Genomic DNA, 16,396 nt, shown 5'->3' with positions numbered 1-16,396 from the left:
CAATCAGGTGCGCGGCGCGCCGCATCGTTCGAAGAGAAAAACGTGATTCCCTGGCTCCTGCTCGACACCGCCGAAGTGCCCGATGGCGGCGGCACCTTGCGTCTGATGCGGCGCGGGGCCGAATTTTCCATCATGGCCGGCGCGACCGAGCTGATGAACAGCCGCCTCAGCGGCTCGGAGGAAGCGCTGGCCGCCCTTGCCAGCGCGCGGCTGCTCGCCTGCGCGGCGCCGCGCATCCTGATCGGCGGGCTCGGCATGGGGTTTACCTTGCGGGCGGCGCTCGCGGCCTTCGGCGCGCAGGCGCAAATCGTCGTCGCCGAGCTGGTGCCGCAGGTCATCGCTTGGGCACGCGGACCCATGGCGGCCCTCTATGGCGATTGTCTCGCCGATTCCCGCCTTGAGTTGTGGTCCGGCGATGTGGGCGCGCGCATCCGCGCCGAGGCGGACGGGTTCGACGCCATTCTGCTCGACGTGGACAATGGGCCGGATGGGCTGACACGGGCCGCCAACGACAGCTTGTACGATGCGGCCGGGCTGCGCGCGGCCCAGCGGGCGCTGCGGCCCGGCGGGCTGCTCGCGGTCTGGTCCTCCGGGCCGGATGCGGGCTTCACCCAGCGGCTGAAGCGGGGCGGGTTTGCCGTCGAGGAGGTCCGGGTGCGGGCGAACGGCAAGCGGGGCGGCGCCCGTCATGTGATCTGGGTCGCCACCAAGGTGGGCAGCCGGGGGTGAGCGCGGACCGCGTGGGTCTCGGCCGCCGGCGCCTCGGGCGAAGCCGCGCGTGATCCGGAGTCATTCATGGCGCGATATCGCGCGAAATCGTGGGTTTCTTCCGCCGGAAAGGCGCGGAGGCGGGTCAGTAAACCGCTGTTCGTCTGCGCTAAGTCCATGTTTCACGTGAAACATTTTTCGCGCGCCGGAGCGAAGACAGGAACCGGGGCCGACCTTAAGGCGCTTTCATGACCCGCAGCAGCACCCAAAGCAGGGCGCCGCAGCTCCACAGGATGGCCCCCACCACCGCGATAAGGACGAGGAAGTCCACATTCATCATGCCGGGAAGGCTGCGGCCGATCGATCGGCAATTCAACTGAGGCGGGGCCATCAGTCAAAAATTCACAGGCCAGCCTAAAGTGGCAGGAAGATCGGGATCAGGAACACGCTGACGATCATGGCCACGATGGTGAAGGGCACGCCCACCTTCACGAAGTCTCCGAAGCTATATTGCCCCGGCCCGACCACCAGCGTGTTCACCGGCGAGGAGATGGGTGTCATGAAGGCCGAGGACGCGGCGATCGCCACCACCATGGCGAACGGATAGGGCGAGGCGCCGAGATCCTTTGCGATGGCAAGGGCCACGGGCGCCATCAGCACGGCCGTGGCCGTGTTGGAAATGAACAGGCCGAGCAGGGCGGTGATGACGAAGATGGTGCCGAGCACGAGGTGCGGCGCGGCTTCTCCGACCAGGGCCACCACCGCATTGGCCGCGAGATCCACGCCGCCGGTGCGTTGGAGGGCGATGGAGAAGGGCAGCATGCCGACGATCAGGATCAGGCTTTTCCAGCTGATCGAGCGATAGGCGCTGTTGAAATCCACACAGTGCAGCAACCCCATGAGCAGGCAGCCGATGATCGCCGCCTGCACATTGGGAATGACGCCGCTCACCATCAATGCGACCACCAGGGCAAGCACGCCCAGGGCCTGCGGCGCGCGGCTCGCGGCGGGGAGCACCTCCTCCAGTTCCGCCGGCATGTTCAGCACGATGAGGTCCTCGATATGGTCCTGGAGCGCGCGGATGTCGGACCAGAACCCCACCATCAGCAGCGTATCGCCCAGCTTCAGGCGCTCGTGCAGCAGGTCGCTTGAGGCGACCTTCGCGCCGTGCCGCAGGCCGATGACGGTGAGCCCATATTCCGAGCGCACCCGCGCCTCCAGCACCGTGCTGCCGATGAGGCGGGAATCGGCCGGCAGCATCACTTCCACCATGCCCAGCTCTTGGGACCGGTCGGCGAAATAATCGCCCTCGCCCAAGGGAATGCGCTCCACTTTCCAGGTGACCCGCAGGGCATCGAGCTGCTCGGGGGTGGTCAGCACGTCCACCAGCAGCACGTCGCCGGGCTCGATGCGGGTGCGCGCGCTCGGCCGGATGACCTCAAGGGTGCGGCCGGCGCCGCGCTCGATGGCGAGCAGGTTAACACCCGAGGCGCGCAGCGATATTTCCTCCAGCCGCCGCCCGGCCAGCGGCGAGCCGAGCGCAAGGCGCACGCGCTGCGCCCGCTCGGCGAGGCCATAGCGCTCCACCCAGTCGCGCAGGCTCGGCCGGCGGGTCAGGGGGGCGCCCGGCCCGCTCTTGCTCCCCAACATCTTGCGCGCGAACAGCATGTAGAAAATGCCCAGGATCAGCAGCGGCAGGCCGAACGGGGTGAAGCTGAAGAAGCCGAACCCGGCGAACCCCTGCCGGATCAGTTCGGCGTTCACCACCAGGTTGGGGGCGGTCGCCACCAGGGTCAGCATGCCGCTGATAAGGGCGGCGAAGCTCAAGGGCATCATCAGCCGGCTCGGCGAAGTGCCCCGGTTCTGCGAGATCCGCAGCACCACGGGAATGAAGATGGCGACCACGGCGGTCGAACTCATCAGGGCGCCGAGCCCGCCCACGGCGGCCATCAGCAGAACCAGCAGGCGCGTGTCACTGCCGCCCGCCCTGGTGTCCAGCCAATCGCCCAGCCGCCGCGCCACGCCCGTGCGCACCAGCCCCTCGCCGATGACGAACAAGGCGGCGATAAGCACGATCGAGGGATCGCTGAAGCCGGCCAGTGCTTCGCTCATGGTGACGATGCCGGTGAGCGGCATGGCCACGATGACCAAAAGCGCCACCGCATCCATGCGCGGCCGGTTGACGATGAACATCACCACGGCGGCGGCGAGCATGAGCAGGACGGTGGCGAGTTCAGCGTTCATCAAACGTCCTCAAGCCCCTCCCTTGTGGAAGGCGGCGCGGCATCTGCGACTGGGGCAAGGCACCATGGCCAAGCTTTTCCTTTCTTTTCCCCGGATCGCCCCGAATTGCAACCTTGACGGCACGCCACCTGCACGACACAGATTCTGCGAAAGCATCGGCAGCGGTCGAGCTTCCTCCCGGAGGTTTCCCTGCGACACGGCGCCTGATCGTTCCCCATGGCGCGCCTCGCAAGCCGCGCCGCGTTTTCTCATTCGGATTGTTCGGAATAGTCGGCACACGCTGCCGCACGAGGGCAAATGGCACGGATCAGCATCGTCCACACGACCGAATACACCTACCGCAATCCCGTGGGCCTGACGCGCCACCGCATGATGCTGCGGCCGGACGACAGCCACGACCTGCGCCTCCACAGCGCAAGCCTGCGGGTGGAGCCGGAGCCCGCGAGCATCCGCTGGGCGCACGATGTGTTCAACAATTCCATCTGCTTCCTCGAATGGCCGCAGGATTTGCGCACCGATCGGCTCAATATCGTTTCCACGCTTGATCTGACGCATCATCCCGAAGGACCGCCTTTGCCGGTCTACAGCTTGGAACCGGCGGCGGAATTGTTTCCCTTCTCTTACGCCGCGTCCGAAATCGCCGACGTCGCCCGGCTGGCGGAACGTCAGCAGCCGGATCCGAACAACACCGTGGATCAATGGGCCCGCCGCTTCCTGGGCGATGGGGGCAAGGGCCGGACGCTGGAGGTGATGGAAGCGATCACCCACGCCATCAAGGCCGAATTCCGCTACGGCGCCCGCCACGAGGCGGGAACCCAGACCGCCGCCGAGACGCTGGCGCTGGGATCCGGCACCTGCCGCGACTTCGCGGTGCTGATGATGGAAGCGCTCCGCAGCTTCGGCCTCGCCGCGCGTTTCGTCACCGGCTATCTTTATCCCGACAGCTTCGGCGAGACGGTCGGCGGCGGCAGCACGCACGCCTGGTGCAGCGTCTATCTTCCGGGTGCGGGCTGGGTCGAATACGATCCCACGAACGGGCTGGTGGCCGGCGCCAATCTGATCCGGGTCGGCGTGACAAGATCTTCCGAGCAGGCGATCCCCATCTCGGGCGGCTTCATCGGCGATGCGAACGATCCGCTCCCGATGCTTGTGGACGTGGCAGTGCGTGCGGTTGCAGCCGCCTAGCGCCGGTCCAAACCGCCTGAGCCGAGAGCCGTCGATGCTCCACCTGCGACGAGGACACGCCATTCACGATCGGGCCTCCGCCTTCCCGTAGGGACCCGCATCTTTTTGAGGCGCGCAATTCCATCCCCGGGAGTGCGCGCCCCATGGCGGCGCCGATAGTCCGGATCTTTCCGCAGCACTGAGGCCAGAAGCCAAGCCGAGGCTTGGTGAAGGTTTTCACGACGAGACCGCGTCCTGCCGCGCCCAAGCGGACGGGCGGGCGCAGATGCCATGAAGCGCTCAGGTCTCATGCGTGCGCAAATAATGGGCATGCGAAGCTGAAAAATTCACGTTGACGATCGGGCGAACTGTCAGCACGCTGAATATCGGCGAGCGGGAGCCCGTGGGAATATCCATATGATCAGTATGCTGATTATATGGAGATGCCCGTGGGGTCCCATACGCCGATTGAAAAAAACCGCGCACGCTTGCAGGTAAAGAACAATAATCCAGAGTTTTCACAGTCCACGGTCAAGCTGTTCAGGCGTCCGTCGATACTCGTGATCGAGATGTGGACGTCATTTCGGCGAGACTCATATTTATCAGAGGGGATATGGCGATGTTGAAGCGCATCGTGCAGACGAGCGTAACGCTTGCTGCTCTTTTAGTCGGAATGCAGGCTGCGAATGCGCAGACGAAGATCAGGTTCGCGCTTGACTGGATTCCTGGCTCCGCCCACGCGCCATTCCTGATCGCGCTCCAGAAGGGCTATTACAAGGCCGAGGGCCTTGATGTGACAGTCGATCCCGGCAAGGGCTCCACCGAGGTGGTCCGTCAGCTCGCGGCCGGCGTCTACGACATGGGCTTTCCGGACATCAACGTGCTGGCCGAGTTCAATGCCCGCAATCCCGACCAGGCATTTCCGGTCGTAATGAGCGGCTATGAGCAGGCGCCGGCCGCGATCTTCTTCCTGAAGTCGAAGGGGATCAAGGAGCCCAAGCAGCTCGACGGCAAGAAGCTCGGTTCCGCCGCGCACGATTCCACGTTCAAGCTGTTCCCCGTCTTCGCGCAGATCAACGGTATCGACTTGCCGTCGGTGCAGATCCAGTACATTGAGCCGAACCTGCGCGAGGCGATGCTGGCGCGTGGTGAAGTGGATGCCACGCCGGGCCAGCTCTTCAATGCTGTGATGCAGTTGAAGTCAAAGGGTGTGCCGGAAAGCGACATTGGTTATTTCATGTACAGCAAGTACGGCCTGCCGCTGTACAGCAATTCCATTGCCGCCAACAAAGCCTTCTTGGAAAAGAATCCGGAAGCGGTGCGCGGATTTCTGCGCGCAACCGTGAAGGCGGTGCGTGACATGGTGAAGGACCCGGAGGAGGGCGTGAAGGCAGCGCTCATCTACCAGCCGCTGCTCAATGCCGACATCGAGCGCGAGCGGCTGAAGCTTGCCATGGATTGCTGCCTCATCACGCCGAACGTGCTGAAGGATGGCTTCGGTGTCATGGATACCGACCGGCTGAAGAAGGACATCGAGTTGATCGCGAAGTCCAACAATCTGCCCCGCATCCCGGCAATTGCCGAGGTTTATGATCCTTCCTATCTGCCGGCCAAGAAGGACCTGATGGTCAAGTGACGCGGTCCGGCGGCCGGATTCTGGCCGTGTGAAGATCCTGCCGGGCGGTGGTTACGCTGCCCGGCATATCCGCGTGTTCAAGCCGCGCAAGATCGCGGGCGTCGCCAGGCGCCGTTCCATCGGCGGTCCGGCTGCCGCGCTGAAACTTTCGAACATGCATGCCCGCGAGGCTCTCCATGACTGATGTCGCCCAGGTCCCTTGCTTTATCGCGGGTCGCGAGACTTTCGGGGCCCGCTTCTTCGACAAGCATTATCCCGCCACCGGCCGCGTTGCGGCGCAGGTGGTGGAGAGCGATGCCGACCTGGTGGACCAGGCGGTCAGCGCCGCCCGCGCCGCGCTCAAAGGGCCGTGGAAGAACACCACCCTGGAAGATCGCCTCGCCCTCATGGAGCGGATCGCGGTTCTCATGGACGCCCGCCTGCACGAGATTGTCGCGGAAGAGATCGCGGACACCGGCAAGCCCATCACCATCACCACGAACATCGAGATTCAGCGCGCCATCGCCAATTTCCGCGCCTTCGCCGACATCGCGCGCAAGGCGGATGCGGCAGGCTTCGAGACACCACTGGCCAATGGCGGGCGGGCGCGCAACCGCATCATCCGCAATCCGGTCGGCGTGGTGGGCATCGTCGCCCCCTGGAACCTGCCGCTGCTGCTGCTGACCTGGAAGGTCGCGCCCGCGCTCGCGTGCGGCAACACCATCGTCGTGAAGCCGTCCGAACATTCTCCTCGCACCGCAGTGCTGCTGGCGAAGATCGCCAAGGAAGCCGGCTTGCCCGATGGCGTGCTGAACATCGTGCACGGGCATGGCGCCGGGGCGGCCGGGAGTTTCCTCGTCTCCCATCCCGGGGTGAATGCGCTCGCCTTTACCGGCGAGACGCGCACGGGCGAAGCCATCATGCAGGCGGCCGCCCAGGGGCCGCGCCCGGTTTCGCTCGAGCTTGGCGGCAAGAACCCGGCGCTGATCTTCGGCGATTGCGATCTTCAAGCCGCCATCGCCGGCACCGCGCGGTCCATGTTCGACAATTGCGGGCAGGTCTGCCTCACCACCGAGCGAATCTTCGTGCACCGCTCGGTGCTTGAGCCGTTCGTCGCCGGCATCGCCGCGGCCGCAGGGGCGTTGAAGCCGGGTGACCCCATGGCGGCCGAGACGACGCTCGGCCCGGCAATCAGCGCCGCGCAGCGCGACAAGGTGCTTGGCTATTATGCCCGCGCGAAGCAGGCGGGTGCCGAGGTCATCGCCGGCGGCGGCGCGCTCGACATGCCGGCGCCGTTCGCGAACGGCTATTGGGTCGCGCCCAGCATTTTCAGCGGCTTGCCGGACGATGCGGAGATCTGCCGCCGGGAAGTGTTCGGGCCTTGCGGCCATGTCAGCGTGTTCGACGACGAGGACGAGGTGATCGCCCGGGCCAACGCCACCGACTATGGCCTCGCCGCCACCGTCTGGACCCGCGATGAAGCGCGCCAGGACAGGGTCGCGACCCAGCTCCAGAGCGGCACGGTGTGGGTGAATTGCTGGCGCGTGCGGGATGAGCGCGCGGCGTTCGGCGGCTTCAAGCGCTCGGGCGTCGGAAGGGAAGGCGGCGCCTGGTCGCTGGACTTTTATTCCGAGCTGAAGACCATCTGCGCGCTGGAACCGGCGCGCTGACCGCAGGCTTGATGAGGAAACATCACCCATGAACACCCATAGCCCGGCGCCAACGACCCCGGCCGCGACGGCGACCCGCAATGGCGGGCAGATCCTGGTGGATGCGTTGCGCATCCATGGCGCCGACCGCATCTTCGGCGTGCCGGGCGAAAGCGCCCTGCCGATCTTCGATGCCATGCACGAAGGCGAGCATGGCGTGCGCTTCATCGTCTGCCGGCATGAGGCGAATGCCTCGCACATGGCGGAAGCCGACGGCAAGCTGACCGGACTGCCGGGGCTGTGCCTCGTCAGCCGGGGGCCGGGCGCTATGCATGCGACCGTGGGCGTGCATACGGCCTGGCAGGATTCCACGCCGATGATCCTCATCGTCGGCCAGGTGCCCCGCGCTACGCGGGGCCGCGAGGGCTTCCAGGAGATCAATTACACCCGCGTGTTCGCGGACATGACGAAATGGGTCGGCGAAATCGAGAGCCCCGACCTGATCCCGGAATATGTCAGCCGCGCCTATCATATCGCGACCCAGGGGCGGCCCGGGCCGGTGGTGCTCTCCATCCCCGAGGACGTGCTGAGCAGCACCAGCGCGGTGGCAGATGCACCGGCCTTCCGGCCGACCTTCGCCGCTCCCGCGCCTGAGGACATGGTGCGGCTGCGGGACTTGCTCCAGCAGGCGCAGCGGCCCTTGGTCATCATCGGCGGCAGCACCTGGACACCGGGTGCGGCGGCGAAGGTCAGCGCTTTCTGCGCCGCCAATGCCTTGCCGGTGGTGGCGGGGTTCCGTTCCCAGGATCTCGTGAACAACGAGCAGCCGCATTATGTGGGGCACCTCACGCTCGGCTCCAGCCCTGCGCTGACCGAGCGGGTGAAGGCGGCCGATGTGCTCCTCGTCATCGGCGACCGCCTCGGCGAGATCACCAGCAAGGCCTATACGGCGCTGGACGTCCCGGCGCCGAAGCAGACCCTGGTCCATGTCCATCCCGGCGCCGAGGAACTGGGCCGGGTCTATAATGCCGATTTGCCCATCCTCGCGGGCATGGAGCGTTTCGCCGACGCGCTGACCGAACTGGAACTGCTCGACGCTTCCCCCTGGCGGGCATGGAGCGCCGAGGCGCGGGCGTCGTTCGAGGCCTACCAGCAGCCGCCGACCCGCACCGCCGGCTTCGATCTCGGCAAGATGATCCTGCACCTGCGGGAAACGCTGCCGGACGATGCGATCATCGCCAATGGCGCCGGCAATTACACCGTGTGGCTGCACCGCTTCTTCCGCTACCGGACCTTCGGCACGCAGATGGCGCCGAAATCCGGCAGCATGGGCTATGGCCTGCCGGGCGCCATTGCCGCGCAGTTGCGCCATCCCGAGCGCACCGTGGTTGCGCTCGCGGGCGACGGCTGTTTCCAGATGGCCTCGCCGGAATTCGCCACCGCCGTGCATCACAAGCTGCCGATCGTGGTGATCGTGGTGAACAATGCGATCTATGGGTCGATCCGCATGCACCAGGAGCGGCATTTCCCTGGGCGGCCGAGCGGCACCTTCCTGACCAATCCCGATTTCGCCGCCCTGGCGCAAAGCTATGGCGCCCATGGCGAAGTGGTGAATGAGGATGGCGAATTCCCCGCCGCCTTCGCCCGGGCGCTGGCGGCGGGTGGCCCCGCCATCGTGGAGGTGCGTGTGCCCTCCAATCAATTGACGCCGGATATGATTATTTGAATTTCTTGGAATTAGCGGGCGGATGGCCCGTCGATCCGGCCCTGGATGGGCTAAAAAGCCTGTGTTTGCAACGAATGTTTCACGTGAAACATAAAAGGGCTGCAGACGAACATCGGTTTATTAGCGCTTCTCCGCGATCTTTCGCGGACTAAACCGGCCCATTCGGATGAATATTGTCCAATGGATGAATCCGGCCCGGCCGATGTCGCCCGACATCGGCCGGAAACCCTCGTCGCCCCGTCTCGGGGTCCCTCTTCCGCCCCCTACCGTCCCTGGCCCATGACGAGGTCGGGGAGGCCCGTCGCGATCTGCGGGAACAGGCAGAGCAGGACCACGGCGAGCATCATCAGCAGCACGAACGGCACCGTGCCCCAGATCACGTCCTTGAGCGGGATGTCGGGGGCGATGTTCTTGATGACGAAGATGTTCAGCCCCACCGGGGGATGGATCAGCCCCATTTCCATGACGATGGTCATCACCACGCCGAACCAGATCAGGTCGAAGCCGGCGGCCTTCAGCGGCGGCAGGATGATGGGCGCGGTCATCAGGATGATCGACACCGGCGGCAGGAAGAAGCCGAGCACCACCACCAGCACCAAGATGGTGGCCAGCAGCAGCCATTTGGACAGGTGCAGCGCCACGATCGCCTGCGCCGCCGCCTGGGAGATGTGCAGATAGCTCATCACATAGGAATAGAGCAGGGACATGCCGATGATCAGCATCAGCATGGTGGCCTCCCGCAGGGTGGAGGTCAGGATCGGCTCCAAGTCCTTCGGCGTCCACACCTGGTAGATGAGGGCGATCAGCACCAGGGCCAGGATCCCGCCGAGGCCGGCGGTCTCGGAGGGGGTGGCATAGCCGCCATAGAGCGCCACCATGACGCCGGTGAGCAGGATCACGAACGGCAGCACCCGCGGCAGCGCGGCGAAGCGGTCGCGCATGGTGAGGTGCTCTTCGTGCAAGATCGCGGAGGCTTCGCCGGTCTGTTCGTAGAGCAGCTTGGCGCGGGCGAATTCCTGGCGGAAGCGCACCATGGCATAGGCGGCGAACAGCATCACCAGCAGCAGGCCCGGCCCGAGGCCGGCGAGGAACAGGCGGCCGAGCGACTGCTCGGCGGCGACCGCATAGAGGATCATGGTGATGGAGGGCGGCAAAAGGATGCCGAGGGTTCCGCCGGCGGCGATGAGGCCGGCGGCGAAGCTGCCCGAATAGCCGCGCTTGCGCATCTCGGGAATGCCGGCGGAGCCGATGGCCGAGCAGGTGGCGGGGGAGGAGCCGGCCATGGCGGCGAACAAGGCGCAGGCGAACACATTGGCAATGCCGAGGCCGCCGGGGATCTTGTGCATCCAGGCATGGAGCGCGGAATAGAGATCCTGCCCGGCGCGCGACTTGCCGATGGCGGCGCCCTTGAGGATGAACAGGGGAATGGAGAGGAGGGTGATGGAGGCCATCTCCTCATAGACATTCTGGGTGACCGTATCGAGGGATGCGGCGGGCATGAAGCCGAGCATGAACAGCACGGCCACCGCCCCCAGCGCGAAGGCGATGGGCATGCCGATGAACATGGTCAGCAGGGTCGCCCCGCCATACATCAAGCCGACGACGAGCGTGCTCATGGGCGATCTCCGTTCCGGCGCGGCGCCGGCGCCATGGCGCAGGCGATCTGAAGCGCGATCTGGAGCGTCAGCAGCGCCATTCCAAGGGCCATGGTCGCATAGGGGATCCAGAGCGGGGGCGCCCAGGACGAGGAGGAAACCTGCCCTTCGATCCAGGCCTCTTCCAGCAATGTGAAGGACTTCCAGGTGAAGAAGGCGCAGAAGGCGAAGCTGGCGATATCCACCAGCAGCAGCCGCACGGCATTGACCCGCGCCGGCAGAAGCGCGCTCAGCGCCTCGATCGCCACATGGCCCCGCCGGCCCTGCACATAGGCCGCGGTCATGAAGGTGGCGCCCACCAGCAGGAATACCGAGGCCTCGTCCTGCCAATAGCTCATGGCGCCGAAGGCGAGCCGCGAGGCGACGCTGTAGGACAGGATCAGCCCCGCGAGCACGAGCACGATCGCGGCCAGCAGCACGATGGCGCGATTGAGCAGGGCCATGGCGCGGACAAGGGCCGCGAGGCCCCCGCCGCCGTGCGTCTGCGCCGCCATGCCGGCCGTGGCGTCGGGCGCGGTGTCCAGCGCCCCGCTCATGCGGAGGCCGCCAGCGCCAGCAGCTTGGCGCAATTCTCGTTCTTGCCCGCGAAGTCCTTCCAGGCGGTTTCCTTGGAGATGGCGACCCATTTGGCGATGATTTCGGGGGTCAGGATATGCACCTCGCCGCCCGCCTTCTTATAGGTCTCCTCGACGCGCACGTCGTCGGCGAGCGCGCCCTTCAGGCCGAACTCCTGCATCTCCAGGCCCACCGTGGTGAGGATCTGCTTTTCCTTGTCCGAGAGGCTGTCGAAGACGATCTTGGAGATCAGCAAAGGCTGGAAGGTGAAGTGGTAGGACTTGCCCCGCCCGGTCGCGAGATGCCGGGCCACTTCCTCGGTGCGGAAGGAAATCATGCTGGTGGAGGAGGTGATGGCGGCTTCGCAGATGCCGGTCTGCATGGCCACATAGAGTTCGTTGGAGGGGAAGGTCACGACGGTGCTGCCGATGCGCTGGAACACGATATCCATCTCGCGCGAGGCGCCGCGCACCTTCATGCCCTTGGCATCCTCCGGCGCGACCAGCGGCTGGGTCTTGCTCACGCAGCCCGCCGCCTGCCACACCCACGTCAGGATCATCACCCCCTTGGCGGCCAGCGCGCTTTCCAGCATTTCGCCCACCGGCTTGGTGCGCCAGGACAGGCCGTCCTCGTAGGTGGTCACGACCCCGGGCAATTGCCCGATGTTGCATTCGGGAACCTCACCCCCGGCATAGGCGATCGGGAATAGCGACATATCCAGTGCGCCCTTCCGCAAGGCAGAGAATTGCGCATTGGTCTTCATCAGCGAAGAGCCGGGATAGACGTTGAACTTCAAGGCGCCGTCGGAGCGCTTCTCGACCTCGGCGGCGAATTTGTTCACCAGCTGGTCGCGGAAATCGCCGTCCGTTCCGGTCGAGCCGGGAAACTGGTGCGAAATCTTCAGCGTGCGGGCATCGGCCCGTGCCGCTCCAGCGCCGCGGATGACGAACGGCGCGGCGATGGCGCCGGACACAAAAAGCCTGCGACTGATCTTCATGGCGTTTCTCCCAGTATTTCCGACATTGCGGAGCGGGCGGGATTTTCCGCGCCCGGTTCTTCTCGCGCGGGGCCTTGGCTCAGCCCCGCGCCCGAGTGTTTCGTGCGGCGGTCAGGCAGCGTCCTCGCCGGTGGCGGGCGCCGCCTGCGCCACCACGCCTTGCGCTTCCAGCTCCTGGATCTCAGCGGGCCCATAGCCGTAGGCCGCCAGCAGCTCGCGGGTGTGCTGGCCGAGCAGTGGGGGAACGCGGCGGATCCATCCCTCCTCGGCACCGGCCATCTTCAACGGGCTGGACAGCTGCGCGAGCGGGCCGAGGGTGGGGTGGGGCAGGGTTTCCACCAGGCCGAGATGGGCCACCTGCGCATCATTGAGCGCATCCGCGATGGTGTTGATGGGCCCGGCGGGGATTTCCGCCGCCACCAGAAGGGCGGTCCAATGGGCGCGGGTGCCGCGCGCCAGCTCTGCCTCGATGATCTCGCGCAGCAGCTGGCGATGGTTCATGCGGCACGCATTGTCGAGGAAGCGCGGATCGCTCTTCAGGTCCGGCCGCTCGAGGATGTCGCACAGCTTCAGCCACATGTCCTGGGTGGCCGCGCCGATGTTCATATCGCCGTCGCCGGCGCGGAACACGCCATAGGGGGTGATCACTGGATGCACGTTGCCGGTCGGCTCCGCCACCTCGCCGAGGCTGAGATAGCGCTGGCCCTGCACGCTGAGCAGGCTCACCAGGCTGGAGAGAAGGGAGGTTTCCACATGGTCGCCGCGGCCCGTGTCCTGGCGCGCGATCCAGGCGCCGAGCACGCCGATGGCGAGCCACATGCCGGAAGTGAGATCGCCGATGGCGATGCCGACGCGGGTCGGCTCGGTGGTGCCGGTCACGCTCATGAAGCCGGAATAGCCCTGGGCGATCTGGTCGAAGCCCGGGCGCGCGCTCAGCGGGCCGGAGGAGCCGAAGCCGCTGATGCTGGCGATGATCAAATCGGGCTTGAGGGCGCGCAGTTCGTGCGGATCGAGGCCGAGCTTCGCCATCGTGCCGGGCTTGAAATTCTCGATGATGACGTCCGACTTCAGGGCCATCTCGCGCAGCAGCGCCAATCCTTCGGGCGAGCGGAAATTGAGCGCGAGGCTGCGCTTGTTGCGGTTGCCGGAGAGATAATAGGCGCTCTGGTCGCGATCGAACGGCCCCCAGGTGCGGATCATGTCCCCGCCGCCCACCGGCTCCACCTTGACCACGTCGGCGCCGAGGTCCGCCAGGATCATGCTGCAGAACGGGCCGGACAGGGCGCGGGTGAGATCCAGGACGCGCATTTTCTCAAGGGGCAGAGGCATGGTCGCAGGTCATCTTGCTGGGGTGTCGGGCGTTGGGATCGCCGGGTTCGGGATCGCCGGGGTCGGTGCGCCGGTCGCGGCGCGCTATTTCACGACCGCGAGATAGGATGCGGGCAGGTGATCGAGCAGCACCGAGACCAGTTCGGTCTGCAGCGTGAGGTGCTGCTTCATGAGCGCGTGGGCGGCTTCCTCGCGGCATTCAAGGATGGCGTGCGCCACCTGTTCATGCTCGCGGCTGGATTTGCGCAGGCGCGCGGGGGTCGTGAGCCAATAGCGGCGATACGGCGCGAGGCGCTTGCGCAGCAAGCTCGTCTGCTCGTGGAGGAAGTCGTTGTGGCTGCCGCGATAGACGATCTCGTGGAAGCTGAAATTGGCTTCCGCATAGTCCTTGCCGGCGTCCGGCCCCTCCTTCTGCGCGAGGTCGAGGCAGCGCGCCATGGCATGGGCGAGGGCGTCGCGCTCCACCGTGGTCATGCGCGCGGCGGCAAGGGCGGCGCACGTGCCTTCCAGCTCCGCCATCACCTCGAACATCTGCACCATGCGCTGAAGCGACAGCGGGGAGACCACGGCGCCGACCCGCTGGCGGATCTGGACAAAATCAATCGCCGCCAGTTGCAGGAAGGCTTCGCGAATGGGGGTCTTCGACACGCCGAAGCGCTTGGCGAGGCTGACGTCGTCGAGCTTCTCGCCCGGCTCCAGCCGCCCCGAGACGATCTCCTGCTCAAGGTAGCGGTAGATGGCGTCGGCATGGGTGCCGGAGCCCCGCAGGAGGCCTTCCTCCTTGCCGTCCGCCGGCTTGGCCGCTGTCTCTTTGCGCACGTGCCGCACTCCCGTTTGAGGCGATCTTGTCTAAGAAAATATTATTTGCAACATAAAAAATATTATTTCTTCCCTGTGGCGCTGCACCATCATTGGAGGGAGCGCATGGCGGCGTTCAGGCTTCGAAAAGAAGCGTTGTTCTATAAAAATATTTTTTATAGTGAGATTGGCATATTATAAAGGAACAAATCGGCTGGTCGGCCGGGCAGAACAAGGGGTGAGACGCACCACATGAGCGGCGAGATCAAATTTGAGATGCAGGGGGCCATCGGGGTGGTCACCATCGACAATCCCGGCAAGCGCAACGCGCTCACCGTCGCCATGTGGACCGGCCTGCGCGACCTCTTCCTGCGGCTCGATGCGGAGCGCGCGTGCCGCTGCCTGATCCTGACCGGCGCCGGCGGGGCATTCGCGGCGGGGGCGGACATCAGCGAATTCGAGCAGGAGCGCTCCACCCGCGCCCAGGTGACGCGCTATCACGAAGTGCATGTGGGGCCGGCGCTGGAGGCCATTCTCAGCTGCGGCATTCCCATCGTGGCGCAGATCCGCGATGCCTGCATGGGCGGCGGACTGGAGATCGCCGCGCTCTGCGACCTGCGCATTGCCAGCACCGATGCGAAATTCGGCATTCCCATCAACCGGATGGGCTTTCCCCTGGCGTTCGGCGAGACGGAGCTTCTGTTCAAGCTGTTCGGGCGTGGCGTGCTGGCCGAGCTGGTGCTGGAGGGGCGGGTGTTCGAGGCCGGGGAGGCGCTCCAGAAGGGCATCGTGCAGCGCGTGGTCGCCCCCGACGCGCTCGATCAGGAAGCGATGGCGACCGCCACGCGCATCGCCGGCGGGTCTCCGCTCGCCCATCGCAGCACCAAGGCCCAGTTGCAGCGGCTCTTGCGCGACTGGACCCCGGTCTCGGCGCAGGAGCGCGCGGCCTTTTATGATTTCGCCGACACCCAGGACTATAAGGCGGGCTATGCGGCGTTCCTGAAGAAGCAGCGCGCGGTGTTCACCGGGGCCTGAGCGCACCCGGCGCGCCGCGCGCCGGCTCGAGATGCCGCGCGCGCAGACGCCCGCGCGCGCTTCTACCGGTTGGGCCGGTTCATTTCAGGCCGAGCAGGCCGCGCATCTTGGAGAGATCCTCCGCCAGCGTATTGACCGGTCCGGCCAGGGCCTTGCGATCCTTCTTGCTGAGCTTGTCATAGCTCTCGAAGCCGTCGGCGGTCTTGTACTTGACCAGGATGGCATCCACGGATGCGAAGTTCGCGTCCACCTTCTTGAGGAAGGCCTCGTTCTTCGCATCCTTCGCCAATAGCGGCTTGAACAGGGTGTAGACTTCCTGCGCTCCGTCGATATTGGCCTGGAAATCCATCAGGTCGGTGTGGCTGTAGCGGTCTTCCTCGCCGGAAATCTTGGTGGCCGCCACTTCCTCCAGCAGCGCGGCCGCGCCGCCCACCACCTTTTCGGGCGGGAAGGTGAGGCCCTTCACCCGCGTCTGGAGATCGGTCACGTCGGTCATCAATTTGTCGGCGAAGGGGGCAAGGCCGTCGGTGCTGTTGGTGACGAACAGGCCGTATTCGATGCGGTGATAGCCGGTGAAGGTCGGGTCCTTCTCCTTCTTGGCATGGTCGTCGGCGCGCGAATCGATGCTGCCGTCGAGATCGCTGAACAATTCGGCGATCGGCTCAATGCGCTCATAATGGGCGCGGGCCGAGGCATAGAGCGCCTTGGCCTTGGCGAGATCGCCCGCCTTCACGGCATCGGTGAAGTCCTTGGTGGCGGTGACGAAGGCATCCAGCTCCTTGGTCACATAGACCTTGTACTGGGCGATGGGCCCGACCAGATCGAGCGGGGAGACCGCGGCCTGCGCCTGGATCGCGCCGAGGGACAGCGACAGCGCGGTCGCGAGCATGAGAACAGAGCGCTTCATGGGAAAGACTCTCC

General features: G+C 65.6%; 15 protein-coding genes. 7 read left to right on the top strand and 8 right to left on the bottom strand.

Annotation, left to right across the window (positions count from 1 at the left end):
* Positions 1 to 42: 42 nt before the first annotated feature.
* Positions 43 to 729 carry a polyamine aminopropyltransferase gene (locus V5F78_RS18685; RefSeq protein ID WP_394070038.1) on the top strand — a complete coding sequence of 229 codons (687 nt, stop codon included), beginning with the start codon at positions 43 to 45 and terminating at the stop codon, positions 727 to 729.
* 214 nt (positions 730 to 943) lie between these two features.
* On the opposite strand, the gene V5F78_RS18680 is transcribed toward V5F78_RS18685, so the two are convergent.
* Both V5F78_RS18680 and V5F78_RS18675 read right to left on the bottom strand, forming a co-directional pair.
* Positions 944 to 1,099 carry a hypothetical protein gene (locus V5F78_RS18680; protein ID WP_394070036.1) on the bottom strand — a complete coding sequence of 52 codons (156 nt, stop codon included), beginning with the start codon at positions 1,097 to 1,099 and terminating at the stop codon, positions 944 to 946.
* 23 nt (positions 1,100 to 1,122) lie between these two features.
* Positions 1,123 to 2,952, bottom strand: a complete 1,830-nt coding sequence (locus V5F78_RS18675) for an SLC13 family permease (protein ID WP_394070034.1) — start codon at positions 2,950 to 2,952, stop codon at positions 1,123 to 1,125.
* A gap of 297 nt (positions 2,953 to 3,249) precedes the next feature.
* Between V5F78_RS18675 and V5F78_RS18670 the strand changes: the two genes are divergently transcribed.
* From V5F78_RS18670 to V5F78_RS18650, 5 genes are all read left to right on the top strand, one after another.
* The gene (locus V5F78_RS18670; RefSeq protein WP_394070032.1) at positions 3,250 to 4,137 is read left to right on the top strand and encodes a transglutaminase family protein; all 888 of its coding nucleotides are present in this window, start codon (positions 3,250 to 3,252) and stop codon (positions 4,135 to 4,137) included.
* 601 nt (positions 4,138 to 4,738) lie between these two features.
* A complete protein-coding gene (locus tag V5F78_RS18665; RefSeq protein WP_394070030.1) occupies positions 4,739 to 5,752 on the top strand; it encodes an ABC transporter substrate-binding protein in 1,014 nt (337 codons plus the stop codon).
* Between the two features lie 28 nt (positions 5,753 to 5,780).
* Entirely contained in the window at positions 5,781 to 5,936 is a 156-nt protein-coding gene (locus tag V5F78_RS18660) for a hypothetical protein (RefSeq protein WP_394070028.1), read from the top strand.
* Positions 5,929 to 7,401: an aldehyde dehydrogenase family protein gene (locus V5F78_RS18655; RefSeq protein WP_394070026.1), complete on the top strand. Its 1,473-nt coding sequence runs from the start codon at positions 5,929 to 5,931 to the stop codon at positions 7,399 to 7,401. The genes V5F78_RS18660 and V5F78_RS18655 overlap by 8 nt, the downstream gene beginning before the upstream one ends.
* A 28-nt stretch (positions 7,402 to 7,429) precedes the next feature.
* Complete coding sequence (locus V5F78_RS18650; protein WP_394070025.1) at positions 7,430 to 9,106, top strand: thiamine pyrophosphate-binding protein; 1,677 nt, start codon at positions 7,430 to 7,432, stop codon at positions 9,104 to 9,106.
* A gap of 263 nt (positions 9,107 to 9,369) precedes the next feature.
* Here the strand turns inward: V5F78_RS18650 and V5F78_RS18645 are convergent, their stop codons facing one another.
* The 5 genes from V5F78_RS18645 to V5F78_RS18625 form a co-directional block, all read right to left on the bottom strand.
* Positions 9,370 to 10,722: a TRAP transporter large permease gene (locus V5F78_RS18645; RefSeq protein ID WP_394070023.1), complete on the bottom strand. Its 1,353-nt coding sequence runs from the start codon at positions 10,720 to 10,722 to the stop codon at positions 9,370 to 9,372.
* The gene (locus V5F78_RS18640) at positions 10,719 to 11,255 is read right to left on the bottom strand and encodes a TRAP transporter small permease (RefSeq protein ID WP_394070439.1); all 537 of its coding nucleotides are present in this window, start codon (positions 11,253 to 11,255) and stop codon (positions 10,719 to 10,721) included. Before V5F78_RS18640 ends, V5F78_RS18645 begins: the two co-directional genes overlap by 4 nt.
* 38 nt (positions 11,256 to 11,293) lie before the next feature.
* On the bottom strand, positions 11,294 to 12,313 hold the full coding sequence (dctP, locus tag V5F78_RS18635) for a TRAP transporter substrate-binding protein DctP (protein WP_394070022.1): 1,020 nt from the start codon (positions 12,311 to 12,313) through the stop codon (positions 11,294 to 11,296).
* Positions 12,314 to 12,424: 111 nt separating this feature from the next.
* A complete protein-coding gene (locus tag V5F78_RS18630; protein WP_394070020.1) occupies positions 12,425 to 13,642 on the bottom strand; it encodes a CaiB/BaiF CoA transferase family protein in 1,218 nt (405 codons plus the stop codon).
* Between the two features lie 84 nt (positions 13,643 to 13,726).
* Entirely contained in the window at positions 13,727 to 14,461 is a 735-nt protein-coding gene (locus tag V5F78_RS18625) for a GntR family transcriptional regulator (protein WP_394070018.1), read from the bottom strand.
* Positions 14,462 to 14,692: 231 nt separating this feature from the next.
* Here V5F78_RS18625 and V5F78_RS18620 point away from each other — a divergent pair, with 231 nt between their 5' ends.
* Entirely contained in the window at positions 14,693 to 15,475 is a 783-nt protein-coding gene (locus V5F78_RS18620) for an enoyl-CoA hydratase/isomerase family protein (RefSeq protein ID WP_394070016.1), read from the top strand.
* A 79-nt stretch (positions 15,476 to 15,554) separates the two neighbouring features.
* On the opposite strand, the gene efeO is transcribed toward V5F78_RS18620, so the two are convergent.
* Positions 15,555 to 16,382 carry an iron uptake system protein EfeO gene (gene efeO / locus V5F78_RS18615; protein ID WP_394070014.1) on the bottom strand — a complete coding sequence of 276 codons (828 nt, stop codon included), beginning with the start codon at positions 16,380 to 16,382 and terminating at the stop codon, positions 15,555 to 15,557.
* Between the last annotated feature and the right edge of the window lie 14 nt (positions 16,383 to 16,396).

The sequence above is a fragment of the Roseixanthobacter glucoisosaccharinicivorans genome, from assembly GCF_043195095.2.
In the GTDB taxonomy this organism is placed as follows: Bacteria; Pseudomonadota; Alphaproteobacteria; order Rhizobiales; family Xanthobacteraceae; genus NCEH01.
Note: the sequence above shows the minus strand (reverse complement) of the source record. Positions and strands in the feature narration are given on the sequence as shown.

Bases quoted from the DNA above. Each gene is read 5' to 3' on its own strand.
- V5F78_RS18680 (WP_394070036.1), bottom strand. From the start codon at position 1,099: ATGGCCCCGCCTCAGTTGAATTGCCGATCGATCGGCCGCAGCCTTCCC.
- V5F78_RS18675 (WP_394070034.1), bottom strand. From the start codon at position 2,952: ATGAACGCTGAACTCGCCACCGTCCTGCTCATGCTCGCCGCCGCCGTG.
- V5F78_RS18670 (WP_394070032.1), top strand. From the start codon at position 3,250: ATGGCACGGATCAGCATCGTCCACACGACCGAATACACCTACCGCAAT.
- V5F78_RS18655 (WP_394070026.1), top strand. From the start codon at position 5,929: ATGACTGATGTCGCCCAGGTCCCTTGCTTTATCGCGGGTCGCGAGACT.
- V5F78_RS18650 (WP_394070025.1), top strand. From the start codon at position 7,430: ATGAACACCCATAGCCCGGCGCCAACGACCCCGGCCGCGACGGCGACC.
- V5F78_RS18645 (WP_394070023.1), bottom strand. From the start codon at position 10,722: ATGAGCACGCTCGTCGTCGGCTTGATGTATGGCGGGGCGACCCTGCTG.
- V5F78_RS18640 (WP_394070439.1), bottom strand. From the start codon at position 11,255: ATGGCGGCGCAGACGCACGGCGGCGGGGGCCTCGCGGCCCTTGTCCGC.
- dctP (WP_394070022.1), bottom strand. From the start codon at position 12,313: ATGAAGATCAGTCGCAGGCTTTTTGTGTCCGGCGCCATCGCCGCGCCG.
- V5F78_RS18630 (WP_394070020.1), bottom strand. From the start codon at position 13,642: ATGCCTCTGCCCCTTGAGAAAATGCGCGTCCTGGATCTCACCCGCGCC.
- V5F78_RS18620 (WP_394070016.1), top strand. From the start codon at position 14,693: ATGAGCGGCGAGATCAAATTTGAGATGCAGGGGGCCATCGGGGTGGTC.
- efeO (WP_394070014.1), bottom strand. From the start codon at position 16,382: ATGAAGCGCTCTGTTCTCATGCTCGCGACCGCGCTGTCGCTGTCCCTC.